Raw genomic sequence first — 15,788 nt, forward strand, 5'->3', positions numbered from 1 at the left:
CAGCGTTGGGCGTCCCGCGCAGGCCCGAAGGGCCGGAGCACTCTTGCTTGCGCTTGTTAATGTTGGGCCAAATTTTGACCCGCTATATTTTACCTGGGCTTGAGCCGGCCACCGAATAGAACGAACAATATTAGTAAACGATCAGTCTTCCCCGCCCTCGACGCGAGTATTGCTTTCAGGTAGCCCAGCAGCTCTGATCTTCCACGGTAGCAATGCCTCGGTGGCCTCCACTGATTCGGCTTGTGGCAGACGGCTGTATACCGCAGCCAGATATTTGTGCGGCTCCAGGCCATTCAGCTTAGCCGTTTCAATCAGACTATACAGTGCTGCACTGGCTTTGGCACCTTTTGGCGTATCACTGAAGAGCCAGTTCTTGCGGCCGATTACGAACGGACGGATAGCATTCTCAGCGGCGTTGTTGTCGATTCTTAGGCGGCCATCTTCCGTATACCGGTAGAGCTTCGTCCAGTTCTTATCGAGGTACGACATTGCTTTGCCAAGTGTGCTCTTGGGTAGTATTTTCGGTAGGTTTTTATCGAGCCACCCGCGCAGCTTGTCCAGTACGGGCAGGCTTTTCGCCTGGCGGATCTGATAGCGCTCTTCCGCAGTACACGTTTTAGCTTGCCGCTCGATGCCATAGAGGTGGCCGATGTAATTCAATGCAATATCGGCTTTACTGGGCGATTTCGATTTGCTTTTGCTCTTTTTATCTTTGCCGCCGGTAACCTTTTGTGCCTCGATAAATTTCCGCCGCGCGTGGGCCCAGCAACCGATGTGCGTGATGGTGTTTTCACTACCCACGGCGTGGTAACCGGCATAGTCGTCGGTCTGTAGATAGCCGGTGTAGCCGGACAATAGGCGGCCGGCCACGTCGCCACTGCGGCTGGCGTGGTAGTCGTAGAGTACGACTTGCTCATCCGGGAGGCCGCCGAGGCGTACCCACATATAGGATTTGCTCTCCGGTGGCTTGTCGGGCTCCTTGAGTACCTGCACTGGTGTTTCATCGCACTGAATGATGGGACCTGATCGTAATCGGTCTTCCATCAGGTTCAGCAGTGGCTGTACCAGCTCACCGCAGCGGATAATCCAGTTGGCCAGAGTGTTACGTGGGAGATCTACGCCATATCGGGCGAAGATCTTCTCCTGTCGGGCCAGCGGCAGTGCATCTTGGTATTTGGCAACGGTGACCTGGGCCAGCAGGCCGGGACTGGCATTGCTTTTCGGGATGGGCTGGGCCGGTAGTGGCGCCGTTTTGACATTGGACTCGCAGGTCTTGCAGCCGTACTTCTTGCGTACGTGCTGGATGACCTGGATTTTGGCCGGGATGATGTCGAGTTGTTCGCTGATCTCTTCGCCAATAGCCTGGAGCTGGCAGCCGCAAGTACAGCTCTTTTGCTCCTCCGGCAGATCGTGCTCACGGCGGACACGTGGAAGTTCCGCCGGCAAGGCGCGGCGACCGGAGGTCTTTCTCGACTGAGGTTTTGTGGCGTTTTCAGAAGGGGGTTCTGCGGCAAGATCCGGCGCAGGCGTTTCCGATTCGACTTCAGCCTCATCAAAGAAGCCGTACTGATCCGGGGACTGTTCACTGCTGCGGGCAAAGTGCGTGTCCCGCATCAGTAGAATCTGCTCTTCGAGCAGGTCGATACGCTGCTGCTTCTGCAGCAACTGAGATTGCTGCTGAACCAGAAGCGCTTTCAGCGCATCGATATCATCTGGGAGTTGTTCGGCGGTCAGCTTCTTCATGACCGCCATTGTATCGCAGCGCGGGCTCAGGTAACCGAGTCGAACTGGATAGATCGGTGGGGTTTTTGGCTCCAGATATTGAGTCCGTCGAGGAGCTGGTTCAGATCGCGGCCAGTGCGCAGTTGATAGACAAAGTCCGCATCGCGCAGCCACTGGAAGCGCTGTTTCTCTAAGCGCTTGTACCAGACCACGAAGCCGTTACGTTCCCAGTAGAGTAGCTTGATTTTGTCGCGCCCGCGATTGCAGAACACGAAGATGGCCTCGAGCGCTGGCGACAGCTCCATCTCCAGCTCCACCAGTGCCGCGAGGCCGTCGATGGACTTGCGCATGTCCACCGGCTCCATGTACAGGTAAACTTGGGCGGACTGTGCCGGCCTTAATATGTACGCTGCTCTCGCAGCAGGCGCCACAGTATCGGCAGCGTTTGCTCAAGAGCGGTGACCGGAAGCTGAAGCTGAATCCCGCCCGGCAGTGAGAGCTCAGCCAGATCGGAGGTTGTCGGCATAGATACCGGGATCAATTTCGGCCGGGGCTTGCTCTGCTTGCTGCGCCAGTAGGTGAAGGTGCTGAGCTTTAGATTGTGCTGGTCACAGTAGGCAGCCTGAGATAAACCACTAGCATGCCAGTCCGCAATATGCTGCTGCCAGAAATCGGTTTTACTTTGGGTGGTCATGTGGATCTCCTGATCGTTAAAAATCAGAAGCGTACCGGGCAGGGTTGCCGAGTTTTAGATGGGGTTTATTGAGCGCTTACCAATATTAACATTTGCGGACACCTTTAAAACTAACGTGCGGTGCCGCCCTACTTGGCACAGAATTTCAGATTACCGATCGTGGGCGAAGCCGACGATGAACCTACCAGCGGCACGGCACAAATGGGGCAATTGAAAAGCATGACGAAGCCCGGCAGCAGAAGTCAAATGCTGGTTCCACGTTTTCACGTAACGGCCTATTACCACAGAAGCATCCGCTACCACTTTTCCAAACCCTAGGAACCTTGAATCTAAAACCCCTTCCACAGCTCTAAAAAACATTAACGAGCCTGTAGAAAAACAACTCCCAGCAGTCGTCGCCTCAAGGCTCTTTTCTCGTTTACATACTGACCGCCATTTAACCACACTAATTTCACTTACTCACGCATGCGCGTATTTTCACCATATCGCCCCAAAATTAATGCAGAAGCCCCTAGGAATTAATGTACTGCGCCGTATCGCATCAACTTTTCGATATTATGCACCAAGCAGAACATCTGCCACTGTCCCTGCACCTTGTGTTTTCCACGCAACGAGAAGCGACTCAGTCGCTTGTTTGTGCCAATATTACCGAAGACTGGCTCGACCACCGACATGCGATGACTGTAAATTGTCTTGCCTTCCACGCTATCGACCCGTCTTTTCATCCAGTCCGTTGCTGTTTTACCATTCGTCCAAGTAAAAGAGACTTGTCGTCCGTGGCCATCCCGGGTATCCGCCGATTCGGGATTGCGCATACATTGGCTTTTTAGCGGGCAGTGTCGACAGTCTGTGAGTCGCCCTTCAAAGTGAAGTTTTTGCTTCCCCTCGCTGACGCGCTCATCTCGGTAGAGCAACATTTCATTGCCGGCGGGGCAGATACAGGTCTTACTTCTTTTATTGAGTCTGAACTCGCTAGCGGGCAGAACCTGCTTAACGCCCTTTACCGTATCTTGGTGACGCTTACCGTGTTTTTCTTTTTGCTTGGCAAACGCCTTGTCGCGGGAACGGAACTGGTTGTCGGGAATGAAGGCATTGACACCTTCACTTCTCAGCATCTCGTTATTAGATTCACTTGAGAATCCGGTATCTGCGGTAACAATGACCTGGTCCGAAAGAATATCCTCGGCGATACCTGCGTTCCGATAACGCGTGTTAATGCCGTCAAGAATCGGCTTTAAGGTATGCGCTTCCTGCCCTTCCCCGAAGGCTTGCGCCTCCACGACAATCTGATGTTTCTTGTCGACCGCCGCAATTCCGTTATAGCCCTGGATGGTGCCTTTACTAGTCTTCATCTTGGCCGACTCGTTGTCGGTGATGTTACTTTTTACTTCTTTCGGTTTCTTGCCCTGCCCCATCCTTGGGGCTTGCGTCTTTAGGAAGTTGTCGATCTTTTCAAAGTGCTTCTCCAAGGTCTTCTGCGCCTGCTCGAGACGCTGCTTTCGCTCCCGTTCGGCGGGCTTCCTTCCATCCAGCTTCTTATGCTCTGAGAGACAATGACGGATCTTCTTGCGGATCTTCGCCTGCTTTTGCTCGAGCTCTTTAAAAGTTCCAGAGTGTGACTTGCTGGCATTCGACGACATCTTGCAGCCATCAATGGCAAAGAGTTCATTACCCAAAAGACCTTCCTGGTCGCAAACCATCAGCACCTGCTCAAAGACAGACTGTATGGCATCGGGATAACTACTGACAAAGCTGGCAATGCTGGTGAAGTGCGGCACGCTGTCACAGGACAGAGCTTTGAACAGTATATTATGCTCACACTGCCATTGGATCTCCCGGCTAGACGTGATGCCTTTGGAGTAAGCGAACAGGATAATCTTCAAGAGAATAGCCGGATCGTATGCAGACCGCCCACCACCTTCATTCTTGTACTTGTCGTAGAAAGCGGAAAGATTGATACGGTTATCGATCAGGTGATGCAGCGTGTACTCGAAGGTATTCGGCTGCAATTGATCTTCGAAATTGATTACAACCATTGTGTCCTGGCTGTAATTATAGGGCTTGAAGTTGGGCATGACGGGATCTCGGAACCGGGCCCGCAGATTTTATCAAAATCTACTAGGTTTTAGAGTTTYTCTACAGCCTGAACGCCCACGGCAGGGGCGGATTACCTTATGCGCGATTTACGCGAAAATGGGAGCGAAGCGACCCGCGTAAAACGTGCATAAGGTAAGCCGTCCCGCGGAGGCCCGAAGGGCCGGAGCATCACTGCCCGTGATTGTTAATGTTGGGAAACTTAAAGTGACTTTGCCTCTTTAAATCACCAAACCTGAAGCCAGCAAAGGCTAACATACTACAAACGGCACAATTGGCTGTACCATGCCACGCTTTCCCTGGAGCGGCTAATGAGCCAAACAGGACTGCTCCCCTACTCTACTTCCGGCGCCACCAATAAATGCAAAGAATGGAAGCCACTGCTGTCGATTAAAATCAACCGTAAAATCCTGCCAGCGATTACGCCGCAACAAGGCCGACAGCCGCCGAATCACTAGTAAATTGCCTCACAACTCTCGATGGCGCCGGCATGATGAACCGGAACATTAACGCCCAGCGCAGGCGCAGCCAGCGCGGAGCGCATTTTGTGTTAATGTTTGAGCGACAGCGAGTAACACAAAAGGTGCGTAGCGTTGGCTGTCGCTCTGCCGCTGATTGTTAAGCCTTTACTCCCAGAGCTCCAAGAAGCTATTGCGAAGCTCTGCGTATTCTTGCTCTGACATATTAGAAATTGCCAGTCCTTTATTACACCTATTTTGAATCAGGTATTCTTGCCAGCTAGGCGGAGACCCCGAAAGTCTTACTGCTGGTTCTGGCACTACAAAGTGGACCAGCTTAAGCGTAAAGTAATTGAACTCCTCTTCGCCACGCAAAATTTTGAAAGACTGCCAAAAGTGTAAATGGCCAAACAAAACAGAGATCATTAAAAATAACGAAACGAACGGTACAAACCGTAGATTTTTTGCGGATATACCGATCAAAAGCTCAATAAATGACCAGATTGCGAGCAACAAGAACACCAAAGCATACATCCAAAATGGATTCAAAGTATCAGGGCGATAATCCCATACGTCTTCGATACTCCAACATTCAAATGGAGTTACTGTCATGTAAATATGGAATCGGAAAAATATTAGAACTGTCGTAACTGACAGCACTAATACCATGATTCTCCAACAGTTTGATTCCACGTATCTCATTCTTGTAGTGGCTTAACGCCCAGCGCAGGCGCAGCCAGCGCGGAGCGCATTTTGTGTTAATGTTTGAGCGCCAGCGAGTAACACAAAAGGTGCGTAGCGTTGGCTGTCGCTCTGCCGATGATTGTTATGCACTTCGGAGTATTTTGTTAGCGTAGAGATCCTCTACAGGGAAAATCATTGTGTAATCATCCCAATTTAGGTTCCCATCCACTATCTCATACTCAAGAAACTTTCTTTCAGACTTATACTGTTCATAGTCTGGATGACCCACAGAAAATATGAATGGTGCAAAATCTACGATCTGCTTGTGGCCATCATTGAAAGTTATTTCAAGAATGTGAGATTTTAGGTGACGGACAGACTCAACCAAAATTTCTGACATTTTTAACTCTCTGCGTGATTACTTTAGGAGCAATAGGCTGCTTTCTCACGAAGTATGAAACCCACTTCTCAACGATTTCATCAGCATATACGTTGACAAATTCTTCAAACTCTTTTCTCTTCTTAGGATCTAAACCCTGCCCTTTATCCTTGATGATAATCTTGCTGATTTTTCCGTGGAAGAAATGAATTTCCGCCTTACTTTCTTTTCCTTCATATTTTGCATGGACGTGAATAGGTTCATGCTCATTGCTATAGAAGAAAAGAGTAATTCCGAGGTATTGATATAGTTTTGGCATCACATTCTCCTTGTGAAGTTTCTACTTGATTGCATAACGCCCAGCGCAGGCGCAGCCAGCGCGGAGCTCCTTTTGTGTTAATGTTTGAGCGACAGCGAGTAACACAAAAGGTGCGTAGCGTTGGCTGTCGCTCTGCCGCTGATTGTTATGAGCGGGGCTAGCTCAAAACCACATAAAACCCGCAGCCCTTAACTTTACAGCGTTCAAGAAAGTTGCCCAGATCTTTAATGCCTCTCTTAAGATCCAACTTTGTATCCTCAGCGTACTCCATCTTCCATTTTCTAGAAAAGAGATCTCTACTCAGCATATCTTCTGCATCGAAGTTTTTCTCGATAAATTCACTGTCTACTTCGGACACTTCTCTAATGAGACTTGAAACTTCAGATGGCGCAAAAACTCTAACTTTGTCCCAACCAATTTCATAACCTATTCTTTGACCACCAGAAACAATGAAATCAAATGGAGTATTCTTTTCTTTGCTTTCTTTCTCGAAACAATACTGCATTGGAAGATACTCCCATTCTAACTGATACGAGAACCTCTTCTCTTGGTCATTATCTACACTAGGAATGTGTCTTCTAGAAAAAATAGAAAGTACCTTTTCTAAAGCAGATTTTTTTGCTCCTTTCCCTTCTAAAGCATCAAGATACATTGACTTATCATCTGGCTCGATTACTAAAGCCATTGCAAGGTGATCGTTGAGAACTACGTCTATATTATTTTTAGAAATTGAGTAAAGGGTATAATTCATATTTGGCCCTAACTATTCTCATAACGCCCGCAACAGCCGGGAGCGTAGCGAGTCGGATGCTTGCGTTTGTTATGTGGTAATCGCATTTTCTACACCCAACTTCAAGCCAATTATAGTGCCGACAACTGCTGAGACTAAAGATAAAGGCAGATCTACGACCCATGTTGTTGGGATATGTAGATCTTGCATTAGCAGTGAAATGCTTATAGTTCCCAATAAAAAATTACACAAATACACACTGGCAGCATAGCTCCATGCTCTTGCTACGTCTCGTTTGGCCATCAGTGCATATATGGCGACTGCTAATGCAAATGACGGAAGTAATAGATATATTGAAACCTTGCCAATCGACAGCGCAGCTGTATCGAGAACGCCTATTACCATAGTCGTGAATGCACTTAATGCCGTGAGCGCTACAAACATGATGAATGTGTACTTGACTATCCTTGAGATTTTCAATTTATCTCCATGCCACATAACGCCTGGCTTTGGGGCGGCGGAGCGACAGCGGAGCCGTCCCACCGCACGTATTTTGTGCGGCTACCAAAAGCCACTTGTTATGCATACTTATTTGGATTTGTATCTTCAATAATTTGGGCAGATAGAGATTCTAGCTCTTCAGCCAATACCATACCCTCCCCGCGCAACATCATAAGCTGAATCACTGCTTTGGACCGACTATGATCGTTAAAAAGCAAACCAATCTGTTTATCATAGTTTTCTATCAACTTGTAAATATACAAATACCTACCATGGCTCGTATCAATCTTTTCACTATCCAGTCCATCTTCGACATCTTTCAAGATGCGACTGCAGAACCTCTCTAGAGCAGCCTCTTTTATCTTCTTGAATTTCTTCCAATCTGATTCTGAAATCATACTTTCAAGTCATCTGTCTTTGCATAACGCCGCGCTCAGCCGCAGCTTACCTTGTGCGCCTTTTGCGCGAAAATGGGAGCGCAGCGACCGCGCAAAAGGTGCGCAAAGTAAGCTGTCGGTCTGCAGCGCATTGTTATGAGTTACTGCTCCGAAAGGTAGAAGCAACCATCGCGGTCTTCATGCCGGACACCATCTTCTGGTAGCGGCAGTTTGAATATGTTGCTGCCTTGTGCCGTAGTACGGATACCCAATACAGGCATTAATAATTTTTTCTCGCCATCTTTCTCAACAAACTTTCCTTTACCATATGGCACACACGCAGAGAATGATGGCTCCATATCTTCGATACCGAGATCAAAAGAAACAATACTTAGCTGACTCAACCTCACGATTTCAACTCCGATGAATTGTGACGCATCTAGGGTTGTTTCTCCGTAGTTTGACCGAATAACTACGCTCTCAATTTTTCCATTTGGCTCATTCAGCACCATTTCTACAGAAGCTCGCCCTAAATCCCGCCCAACTTCCGCGGTCAATTTAGCCTCAATTAGCTCATGGAAATGAGGTTCCCATGAAAATGCGTTCGCGCTAGCAAGAATGAAGGCTATTGATATCGCTCTAATCATGATTCGACTCATAACGCCCACGGCAGGGGCGGATTACCTTATGCGCGATTTGCGCGAAAATGGGAGCGAAGCGACCCGCGCAAAACGTGCATAAGGTAAGCCGTCCCGCGGAGGCCCGAAGGGCCGGAGCTTCACTGCCCGTGATTGTTAGAATTCTACTTGGTCAGAAGCTCAAACAATCTTCTATTGTAACCAACAACGTAAAACTGGTTATGCTTGTAATCCTCAGGCACGTTCCAAGATTCATAGCCCTCAGTAACAACCACACACCATAGGTATGCAAAGGCCGACGGCTCAACGTCAAATTGTTCTTTAATTATTGAATCTTCAACGCCGAGAAAGGTAAGCTTTTCCCTCTCATTACGAGCCATCTTAAATTCCCACCGCCCTTTTCTGAAGTCTTCTTCTGCTTCAGCTTCACCGCGAAGGAGAGATGTCGAGGGTTCGGAATATTGCGCAATTTGGACCTCACTCTTCGTAATTTCAAAGTAGATCCAGGCCACCAAAACAAAAATAGTGGCAGCTCCTAAAAGCACTATATTTTTCTCTATGCCAACTAGTCTCATAAAATTCTAACGCCGCGCTCAGCCGCAGCTTACTTTGAGCGCTTTATTGCGCGAAAATAGGAGCGTAGCGACTGCGCAACAAAGTGCTCAAAGTAAGATGTCGGCTGCAGCACCTTGTTAACGTGCACCGCCCTTCGGGCCGCCACGGACTAAATTTTTTGCTTGAGACTTACCACACGCACCCTTTAGCAAGGGTTAAAATTAGCACAAATCTCTCAGCACCTTACAACAAACCTGGATTTTAAAACGCTAGTTGAACCGAGCCACCTAACTTGAAGCCAGAAATTTTAAGCGAACTCTGCCGCTCTCTGTAATTTCAGATAGCAGCTAAAATCCCGAAGAACCAGCGTTCTTTCTATGCAAACGTGGATTTAACCAAAGCCCACTATTCTAAATTTTTAACTCCAATTTCTCTCCGCCAAACCACGAACTACTTTCTTGCCTCAGCACGTTAACGGCAGGGGCGGCTTGCCTTATGCGCGATTTACGCGAAAATGGGAGCGAAGCGACCCGCGTAAAACGTGCATAAGGTAAGCCGTCCCGCGGAGGCCCGAAGGGCCGGAGCATCACTGCCCGTGATTGTTAATGTTGGAGGCCTGAAAGTGACTTACCAACTTAAAAACCGCCAATCCTGAACTCGCTAACTACCAGCGAACTACGGGTGGCACGATTGGCTGTACCCTACCACGCTTTCCCTGGAGCGGCTTATACGCCCAAAAGGAAAACCCTACAAAATTTCTTCCGCCGCCAGTAAATACCTTAACGAAGGGAAGCCACTGCTGGCTATTTATATCAACCGTCAATCCCTGCTAGCGATGCAGCTTCTACAACGACATAAGCCGCCAAATGGCTCATCAAGCACACTGAAAATTTTAGGCGGCGGCATGATGAATCTGAACATTAACGCCGCCGGCAGGGGCAGCTTACCTTGTGCGCGTTTTGCGCAAAAATGGGAGCGAAGCGACCCGTGCAAAACGCGCACAAGGTAAGCTGTCCCGCGGAGGGCCGCAGGCCCGGAGCGAATTGCCCGGCCTTGTTACATGTTGACCCACTTTCCGGCCTCCGCAGACTTTATTAGCCTGGAGACGGATAGTGGCACTAAGTTTCTTGGCCTATAGCCAACCAGCAAACGCAAAAAATGGTATGGCCATGATATAGGAAGGCCTTCAGAGCCAAAATACGATTCATTAATTCCACTTATATCTACGTGAAAATTCTTTGCGTATTCCTCGAGAAACTCGACCCCATCATCACCATCTATACCTAGATCAAAATTAACTAGAGTATCTCTGGAAATTCTTTCCGTTTTTATCGCTGTAAATTCTGATACGAATTTGATGATCTCAGATTCCATAGGACATGTAACGCCCAGCGCAGGCGCAGCCAACGCGGAGCGCCTTTTGTGTTAATGTTTGAGCGATAGCGAGTAACACAAAAGGCGCGTAGTGTTGGCTGTCGCTTTGCCGCTGTTTGTTATGTGCGGCTCCCTACGAAGTAGCCCCTTTCCTCAAGTGTGAAAACATACCACACAATAAGTCCGTAAATTATCCAAGTAATTACGGAAATATACTTTAACAGAGTGAATTGACTTTCTGGAAAGTCATGAGTGAAAAGTGTAAAAACTCCTGAAAGGACAGTGAAAATAAACAATCCTAGAAACAGCCATCGTGACGCTGGCTTTCTCAGGAACAGTAGAGTTGCAGCGAGCACAGCAAGAACTACGCCAAAAATTCCTTTGAAGTAGTAAAGTACGCCCTCAGGCTTTTCCATGCCTGCAGGAATTTCTATATCTCCTGAATAAAGCGCGTACAACTGATAAAGGCCAGATATCCCAGTCACTACGAACCATAAAAATATTAGCCAGACTAAAATCGGTCTCTTCTCTGATGACTTCAAATTATTCTCCTTACTGCACATAACGCCCAGCGCAGGCGCAGCCAACGCGGAGCACTTTTTGTGTTAATGTTTGAGCGCCAGCGAGTAACGCAAAAGGTGCGTAGCGTTGGCTGTCGCTCTGCCACTGTTTGTTAAGCGTGTCCACTTACGTGGACCTCACTTGAAAATGTACTTTTCCATCTTTTATATATTCATACAAAAGATACCCTTTTTTCACAGCCCTTCTTTCACCCACGATATCATCACAATCTGAGTACCTAGCCCTCAGTACGTAAGAAATTTTTCCATCTCTATCTTCCCTACCGTATACATGAATCAAGGTATCAATTTTTCCGAGAGCTCCAATCGTACCTTTTATAGCCTGCTCTTCATTGACAACTACAGTTTTTTCCGGAAGAGATATTTCATATCTTTCAAGTTTACAACCCGAGTTATCTGTCACTCTTACAGAGAAATTATCTCGGAAAAATAGATTATCGATCCATAAAAATGCCGCTACAGCAATACAGATCAAACCCAAATTTACTAGAATCTTAATTTTCGACATGTATTGACGCTTAACGCCCGCATTTGCGGCTGGTTTGGAGCGCAGCGGAAAACCAGTCCGACAACATGCGCTTGTTAACTTTTGGCACTATGTAAAATCCATTGTATAAATGACTTCTGAACAGTCAGTGCACTTGAACTTGTAGACTGCTGGATTACCGCCTTTCTCATAATGCTCGAGGATATTTTGCCATACATCTGGTTTTATCATTTCTGTTCGGAGGAACATCTCTAGCGCTTCACCTTTTAGATTAGTCAGCTCCTCTTTCTCGGCGTCGCCGTGAAATTCACAAGCGGTTCCACAGTGGGCCTGCCATACCTCTTGCTGCCAAGAGTTATAACCCGGTGTTCTCTCACATACTTCAGAGATTACCTCTTCAGACACTCCTGCTTCTTGCAGCGGATAATCATCAGAGAACATACCATCGAATTTTTTAGCAGCTGAGCCATCGGCTATGCACCAAGGGCAGATAAACTCAATTTCTTCTTCAGCATATAGATTAGAGGTATATATGTAACCTCTAGCTTCACCACAGCATTCACAAGTTTCATCACTTTCTTTGATAGCACCCGTCGAAATCGGGTCTGGATGATATTTAAATTTCGGGAATTCCACGATTTCTCCTGAGAAAGTTAACGCCCAGCGCAGGCGCAGCCAGCGCGGAGCAGCTTTTGTGTTAATGTTTGAGCGCCAGCGAGTAACACAAAAGGTGCGTAGCGTTGGCTGTCGCACTGCCGCTGCTTGTTAAGTTTTACTCGCCGCGCCCAATGAATGATGGCCTCGGCATTCATGATAAAGGTCAGCAACACCCCGTAATTTATACTCTTCCCAATGGCTATCAGGTAGTTTTGTCCATTCACCGCCCATTACTTGACCGGAAGCAGAATAGAAAACGATGTGATCCATACCGCTCTTAAACTTGAAGAAGACAATATAGGGATGGCCGTCTCTATAAACCTTTTTATCCTTGTCCCAATCTGGGTATTGCTGAATTGCAAACCCCTCTAGCCCAGGATTCTTTTCATGAATATTCATGATTTCCCAGCCGCAAGGTGGCGGGAGGGACCCATGTGCTAAAGATGTAGCAGCCAGAACAAAAATTGTCAGAATATATTTCTTCATATGACTGATCGAAACTTAACGCCGCAATCAGTCGCGGCTTACTTTGTGTGCTTTTTGCACGAAAATGAGAGCGCAGCGACCGTGCAAAAAGTACATAAAGTAAGACGTCGGCTGCATTGCTTTGTTAACTGCGGCCCAAGTGCGGTCGCACTCGTAGTTCAAGTTCCTCAATCGCGGCTGCGATATTATTTGACAGCAGATTGTCCCCACTTTTTCTACCAGATACTTTTGCCATAGTTTCCTTGCGAAACTCGATATCTTTGAATTCTTCTCCGCCAGAGTACTTATCTTCGATCACAGTTTGAATAGCTGATTTCAAATCACGAACACAGGTTCTTAACATTTCTGATTTTTCTTTTAGCTCTGATCCCCATAATGCCTCTGCTTCAAGAATGCTAGCCTCGAACTCTTGTACCGCGTCTGAAACAGGCTGCCAGCGATTCCGGTAAATATGTAAGTAGGCATCACCTTCTATTTTCGGGTCGCGATCACCCAAAGGGCTATAATTTTCCGGAAACTCACTGGCAGGAATAAAGGGAGATCGGCAGTAATCAATTTCATCTCTCAGTTTGTAAGTAGCTCTAATGAGGGATCTTGCCGTCTCAAAACTAGCTTTGCCCTTCAGCTCCTCCTGCCACCGCGCTACTCCCCTATAGGCTATGAATGCCGTCGTAGCTGCCGCAACTGCGAGAATAATATCTTTTATCAATGTGACTACTTCAACTGTACTCATGTAGTGATTTCCTCAGCAGTTAACGCCGCGCTCAGCCGCGGCTAACTTTGGGCGCTTTATGCGCGAACATGAGAGCGAAGCGACCGCGCATAAAGTGCACAAAGTTAGACGTCGGCCTGCAGCGATTTGTTAAGTGATTTAAATCTTTGCCCGATAAAATAGCCGGCAAGAATAACAACTATACCAATCAATATACTGATCAGATACACCTCTATTGGAACCGGATAGTCAACACGAAACAAGGATAAAGGTATAAATACGACGAACCCAAATCCCGCAGAGTATGCAGCTACACAAAGCGAAAAATACAGCGCAACTTTATATCCATACTCTATTGCATACAGAAGAACTGAAGTAGCTAATAGAGCTAATATTATTCCGATTACAAGTACGGACTTCCCAGACCCCCAAATTAGAACAGGCGCAATTGCAGCCGCGCTGCCACCGATCATTGAGAAAATCCCTGACAACGTCTCTTTAACGCTAGCACTTTCTTTTTGCATCTAATCACTTAACGCCGTGCTCAGCGGCGGCTTACTTTGTGCGCGTTTTGCGCGAAAATAGGAGCGTAGCGACTGCGCGAAACGTGCATAAAGTAAGACGTCAGCTGCAGCACCTTGTTAAGCGCGGACCAGGCACTGCCAGTAACCAACGTCCACCCAATTATCAAACTTACGCCCGACCTCTTTAAAATGAGCTACTTTCTCCATTCCAAATTTTTCATGCAATGAAACACTGGCATCATTTGGTAATGCGATACCCGAGATTACCGCATGCACGCCACTTTTAGCTAATTTTGAAAATAGATCTGAATACAGTTTTGACCCCCACCCTTTGGATACAGCAGTGCGATCTAGATATACCGTAGCTTCAACAGAATGCCGATAAGCACAACGGCCCTTCCACTTACTTGCGTAAGAGTAACCGACAACTTCACCTTCATACTCCGCGACAAGCCACGGCAGACCATTCTCTTGGCACTCCAATATACGAAGGGTCATTTCCTCTTCTGTTACCGGTTCCACTTCAAACGTGATGCATGTATTCAACACGTAGTAGTTATAGATTTCAGCAATGTTAGCTGCATCCGATTTTTCAGCTTGCCTTATCATTTTGACTCTTACTGACGCTTAACGCCGCAATAACCGGCGCGAGGTACGAGCGTCCGGCGCCGCAGGCGCGTAGTTGATTGCCTTGTTATAGCTTTGCATATTCTCTTGCTATTGTTTGGTTAATTTCAGTTGCGAGCGTTTGAGCCTGGCGCATAGTATTTTGCACCGACTCCCAGTTTGCCCAATGCTGCGCCCACTTTTCTTTACCGACAACTGCCTCAAAATCAACTTTAGTTGGCTCTAGCCAAGCCTCGTATTTATGCAATTTATCAATGCGTTGGTTAAGGTCTGGCACGCCTCTAGATTTTGGCGATAACTTTGCTGAACTTGTAATCCAAGTATGCCAAGGCTTGTTGCCCTTTGATTGATTGCATTTTCCACAAGCTGGAACCAAATTATGGATTTCTGAAATATACCCCGTTGGCTTTTTATTAAGAACCAAAGGTCGCAAGTGATCCCACTCCGAAGCAGTGGCACCACAATAGGAGCATTGGAAACTATCGTGATCCATGCCAAGAATTTCCAATGCTTCCTTCACTTGCTCATTTGTTGGAACAATTATTGGGATAATTGAGTTAATAAATGAATTCGTGATGCTTGAAGACCGCCCCGTGATTTTCATCGGGGTTGGCATTCTGAATAGTGATAAGTAATCCATAACTCTCTTTAGCTATAACAGTTTTATTCAATAGCCCCAGATATAGACATAATGTCTACATATAGGCATGACATGTCTAGATATACCCAGTATGGCTATATTTAGACATTTCCTTTACCGGTTTATATGTCTATATCTAGGCATTCGTCAATCAGGCCTTCGACGATTCGGTGGCTTATATTTCGACGCGTCGCCATGCTACGTTTTACCACCCACGCTTTGGCGCGGTTGCTCCAGCGGCCGCCCATTCTCCGGACTGCTGCGCGTAGCTCAGCCTCATCGTAGGCAACTTTTACCGCCACCCATTCGCTGGTATGTGGGGGGTGGGTTTTGTCGATGCGTTTGGATTGATTTTTTTGGTAAGCCTCGCGCTGTGCGACGATGATTTCTACCGTGGTGTATACGGTTTTCTTACATGGCGATCGCCGGTACCGTACCGCGCACAGTTGCTCGCCATATTTATCGTGATAGCGTTTGCTGCCATCATCTCCCGGTTTGATTGTTTTTATAATTTCCATACGCCCTCCCTGGCGTTGTCATGATCTCTTT

At 47.3% G+C, this 15,788-nt stretch carries 21 protein-coding genes; all 21 read right to left on the bottom strand.

Features of this window, described 5'->3' with window-relative positions; translation table 11 throughout:
• Nucleotides 1-141: 141 nt before the first annotated feature.
• The 21 genes from AU11_RS12815 to AU11_RS12915 all read right to left on the bottom strand — a co-directional run bounded on the left by AU11_RS12815 (nucleotide 142) and on the right by AU11_RS12915 (nucleotide 15,757).
• Nucleotides 142-1,743 (bottom strand): IS66 family transposase, encoded by a 1,602-nt coding sequence (locus AU11_RS12815; protein WP_051687358.1) that lies wholly within the window; start codon nucleotides 1,741-1,743, stop codon nucleotides 142-144.
• A 26-nt stretch (nucleotides 1,744-1,769) separates the two neighbouring features.
• A complete protein-coding gene (gene tnpB, locus AU11_RS12820; protein ID WP_255343224.1) occupies nucleotides 1,770-2,153 on the bottom strand; it encodes an IS66 family insertion sequence element accessory protein TnpB in 384 nt (127 codons plus the stop codon).
• On the bottom strand, nucleotides 2,120-2,416 hold the full coding sequence (locus AU11_RS12825) for a hypothetical protein (RefSeq protein WP_043319729.1): 297 nt from the start codon (nucleotides 2,414-2,416) through the stop codon (nucleotides 2,120-2,122). Before AU11_RS12825 ends, tnpB begins: the two co-directional genes overlap by 34 nt.
• Before the next feature lie 518 nt (nucleotides 2,417-2,934).
• Complete coding sequence (locus tag AU11_RS12830; RefSeq protein ID WP_043315428.1) at nucleotides 2,935-4,491, bottom strand: IS1182 family transposase; 1,557 nt, start codon at nucleotides 4,489-4,491, stop codon at nucleotides 2,935-2,937.
• Between the two features lie 645 nt (nucleotides 4,492-5,136).
• Entirely contained in the window at nucleotides 5,137-5,637 is a 501-nt protein-coding gene (locus tag AU11_RS12835; RefSeq protein ID WP_156035302.1) for a hypothetical protein, read from the bottom strand.
• A gap of 157 nt (nucleotides 5,638-5,794) precedes the next feature.
• Nucleotides 5,795-6,052, bottom strand: coding sequence for a DUF2442 domain-containing protein (locus AU11_RS18690; RefSeq protein ID WP_043319731.1), 258 nt, complete (start codon nucleotides 6,050-6,052; stop codon nucleotides 5,795-5,797).
• Complete coding sequence (locus tag AU11_RS12845; RefSeq protein ID WP_043319732.1) at nucleotides 6,033-6,350, bottom strand: DUF4160 domain-containing protein; 318 nt, start codon at nucleotides 6,348-6,350, stop codon at nucleotides 6,033-6,035. The genes AU11_RS18690 and AU11_RS12845 overlap by 20 nt, the downstream gene beginning before the upstream one ends.
• A 157-nt stretch (nucleotides 6,351-6,507) precedes the next feature.
• The gene (locus AU11_RS12850) at nucleotides 6,508-7,101 is read right to left on the bottom strand and encodes a DUF1877 family protein (protein ID WP_043319733.1); all 594 of its coding nucleotides are present in this window, start codon (nucleotides 7,099-7,101) and stop codon (nucleotides 6,508-6,510) included.
• Nucleotides 7,102-7,658: 557 nt separating this feature from the next.
• Complete coding sequence (locus AU11_RS12860) at nucleotides 7,659-7,979, bottom strand: hypothetical protein (RefSeq protein ID WP_043319736.1); 321 nt, start codon at nucleotides 7,977-7,979, stop codon at nucleotides 7,659-7,661.
• A gap of 140 nt (nucleotides 7,980-8,119) precedes the next feature.
• On the bottom strand, nucleotides 8,120-8,605 hold the full coding sequence (locus tag AU11_RS12865; RefSeq protein WP_156035304.1) for a hypothetical protein: 486 nt from the start codon (nucleotides 8,603-8,605) through the stop codon (nucleotides 8,120-8,122).
• Between the two features lie 155 nt (nucleotides 8,606-8,760).
• The gene (locus tag AU11_RS12870) at nucleotides 8,761-9,141 is read right to left on the bottom strand and encodes a hypothetical protein (RefSeq protein WP_156035306.1); all 381 of its coding nucleotides are present in this window, start codon (nucleotides 9,139-9,141) and stop codon (nucleotides 8,761-8,763) included.
• A 1,066-nt stretch (nucleotides 9,142-10,207) separates the two neighbouring features.
• The gene (locus tag AU11_RS18695; RefSeq protein WP_081848105.1) at nucleotides 10,208-10,525 is read right to left on the bottom strand and encodes a DUF1493 family protein; all 318 of its coding nucleotides are present in this window, start codon (nucleotides 10,523-10,525) and stop codon (nucleotides 10,208-10,210) included.
• Between the two features lie 119 nt (nucleotides 10,526-10,644).
• A complete protein-coding gene (locus AU11_RS12875) occupies nucleotides 10,645-11,067 on the bottom strand; it encodes a hypothetical protein (protein ID WP_043319739.1) in 423 nt (140 codons plus the stop codon).
• 145 nt (nucleotides 11,068-11,212) lie between these two features.
• The gene (locus AU11_RS12880) at nucleotides 11,213-11,614 is read right to left on the bottom strand and encodes a hypothetical protein (RefSeq protein ID WP_043319741.1); all 402 of its coding nucleotides are present in this window, start codon (nucleotides 11,612-11,614) and stop codon (nucleotides 11,213-11,215) included.
• Between the two features lie 87 nt (nucleotides 11,615-11,701).
• Nucleotides 11,702-12,229, bottom strand: coding sequence for a CbrC family protein (locus AU11_RS12885; protein WP_043319742.1), 528 nt, complete (start codon nucleotides 12,227-12,229; stop codon nucleotides 11,702-11,704).
• A 129-nt stretch (nucleotides 12,230-12,358) separates the two neighbouring features.
• A complete protein-coding gene (locus AU11_RS12890; RefSeq protein ID WP_156035308.1) occupies nucleotides 12,359-12,736 on the bottom strand; it encodes a hypothetical protein in 378 nt (125 codons plus the stop codon).
• 124 nt (nucleotides 12,737-12,860) lie between these two features.
• Complete coding sequence (locus AU11_RS12895) at nucleotides 12,861-13,469, bottom strand: hypothetical protein (protein WP_043319744.1); 609 nt, start codon at nucleotides 13,467-13,469, stop codon at nucleotides 12,861-12,863.
• A 104-nt stretch (nucleotides 13,470-13,573) separates the two neighbouring features.
• Complete coding sequence (locus AU11_RS12900; protein ID WP_156035310.1) at nucleotides 13,574-13,972, bottom strand: hypothetical protein; 399 nt, start codon at nucleotides 13,970-13,972, stop codon at nucleotides 13,574-13,576.
• 117 nt (nucleotides 13,973-14,089) lie between these two features.
• Complete coding sequence (locus AU11_RS12905) at nucleotides 14,090-14,581, bottom strand: arsinothricin resistance N-acetyltransferase ArsN1 family B (protein WP_043319746.1); 492 nt, start codon at nucleotides 14,579-14,581, stop codon at nucleotides 14,090-14,092.
• Between the two features lie 85 nt (nucleotides 14,582-14,666).
• Nucleotides 14,667-15,239, bottom strand: a complete 573-nt coding sequence (locus AU11_RS12910; RefSeq protein WP_197023839.1) for an HNH endonuclease — start codon at nucleotides 15,237-15,239, stop codon at nucleotides 14,667-14,669.
• Nucleotides 15,240-15,361: 122 nt separating this feature from the next.
• Nucleotides 15,362-15,757, bottom strand: coding sequence for a hypothetical protein (locus tag AU11_RS12915; protein WP_043319748.1), 396 nt, complete (start codon nucleotides 15,755-15,757; stop codon nucleotides 15,362-15,364).
• Between the last annotated feature and the right edge of the window lie 31 nt (nucleotides 15,758-15,788).

Source organism: Microbulbifer sp. HZ11, from assembly GCF_000708675.1.
Classification (GTDB): Bacteria; Pseudomonadota; Gammaproteobacteria; order Pseudomonadales; family Cellvibrionaceae; genus Microbulbifer.

Excerpts from the sequence above, each read along its gene's own strand:
- AU11_RS12815 (WP_051687358.1), bottom strand. The coding sequence starts at position 1,743 with ATGAAGAAGCTGACCGCCGAACAACTCCCAGATGATATCGATGCGCTG.
- AU11_RS12825 (WP_043319729.1), bottom strand. The coding sequence starts at position 2,416 with ATGACCACCCAAAGTAAAACCGATTTCTGGCAGCAGCATATTGCGGAC.
- AU11_RS12830 (WP_043315428.1), bottom strand. The coding sequence starts at position 4,491 with ATGCCCAACTTCAAGCCCTATAATTACAGCCAGGACACAATGGTTGTA.
- AU11_RS12835 (WP_156035302.1), bottom strand. The coding sequence starts at position 5,637 with ATGGTATTAGTGCTGTCAGTTACGACAGTTCTAATATTTTTCCGATTC.
- AU11_RS18690 (WP_043319731.1), bottom strand. The coding sequence starts at position 6,052 with ATGTCAGAAATTTTGGTTGAGTCTGTCCGTCACCTAAAATCTCACATT.
- AU11_RS12845 (WP_043319732.1), bottom strand. The coding sequence starts at position 6,350 with ATGCCAAAACTATATCAATACCTCGGAATTACTCTTTTCTTCTATAGC.
- AU11_RS12850 (WP_043319733.1), bottom strand. The coding sequence starts at position 7,101 with ATGAATTATACCCTTTACTCAATTTCTAAAAATAATATAGACGTAGTT.
- AU11_RS12860 (WP_043319736.1), bottom strand. The coding sequence starts at position 7,979 with ATGATTTCAGAATCAGATTGGAAGAAATTCAAGAAGATAAAAGAGGCT.
- AU11_RS12865 (WP_156035304.1), bottom strand. The coding sequence starts at position 8,605 with ATGATTAGAGCGATATCAATAGCCTTCATTCTTGCTAGCGCGAACGCA.
- AU11_RS18695 (WP_081848105.1), bottom strand. The coding sequence starts at position 10,525 with ATGGAATCTGAGATCATCAAATTCGTATCAGAATTTACAGCGATAAAA.
- AU11_RS12880 (WP_043319741.1), bottom strand. The coding sequence starts at position 11,614 with ATGTCGAAAATTAAGATTCTAGTAAATTTGGGTTTGATCTGTATTGCT.
- AU11_RS12890 (WP_156035308.1), bottom strand. The coding sequence starts at position 12,736 with ATGAAGAAATATATTCTGACAATTTTTGTTCTGGCTGCTACATCTTTA.
- AU11_RS12895 (WP_043319744.1), bottom strand. The coding sequence starts at position 13,469 with ATGAGTACAGTTGAAGTAGTCACATTGATAAAAGATATTATTCTCGCA.
- AU11_RS12900 (WP_156035310.1), bottom strand. The coding sequence starts at position 13,972 with ATGCAAAAAGAAAGTGCTAGCGTTAAAGAGACGTTGTCAGGGATTTTC.
- AU11_RS12905 (WP_043319746.1), bottom strand. The coding sequence starts at position 14,581 with ATGATAAGGCAAGCTGAAAAATCGGATGCAGCTAACATTGCTGAAATC.
- AU11_RS12910 (WP_197023839.1), bottom strand. The coding sequence starts at position 15,239 with ATGGATTACTTATCACTATTCAGAATGCCAACCCCGATGAAAATCACG.
- AU11_RS12915 (WP_043319748.1), bottom strand. The coding sequence starts at position 15,757 with ATGGAAATTATAAAAACAATCAAACCGGGAGATGATGGCAGCAAACGC.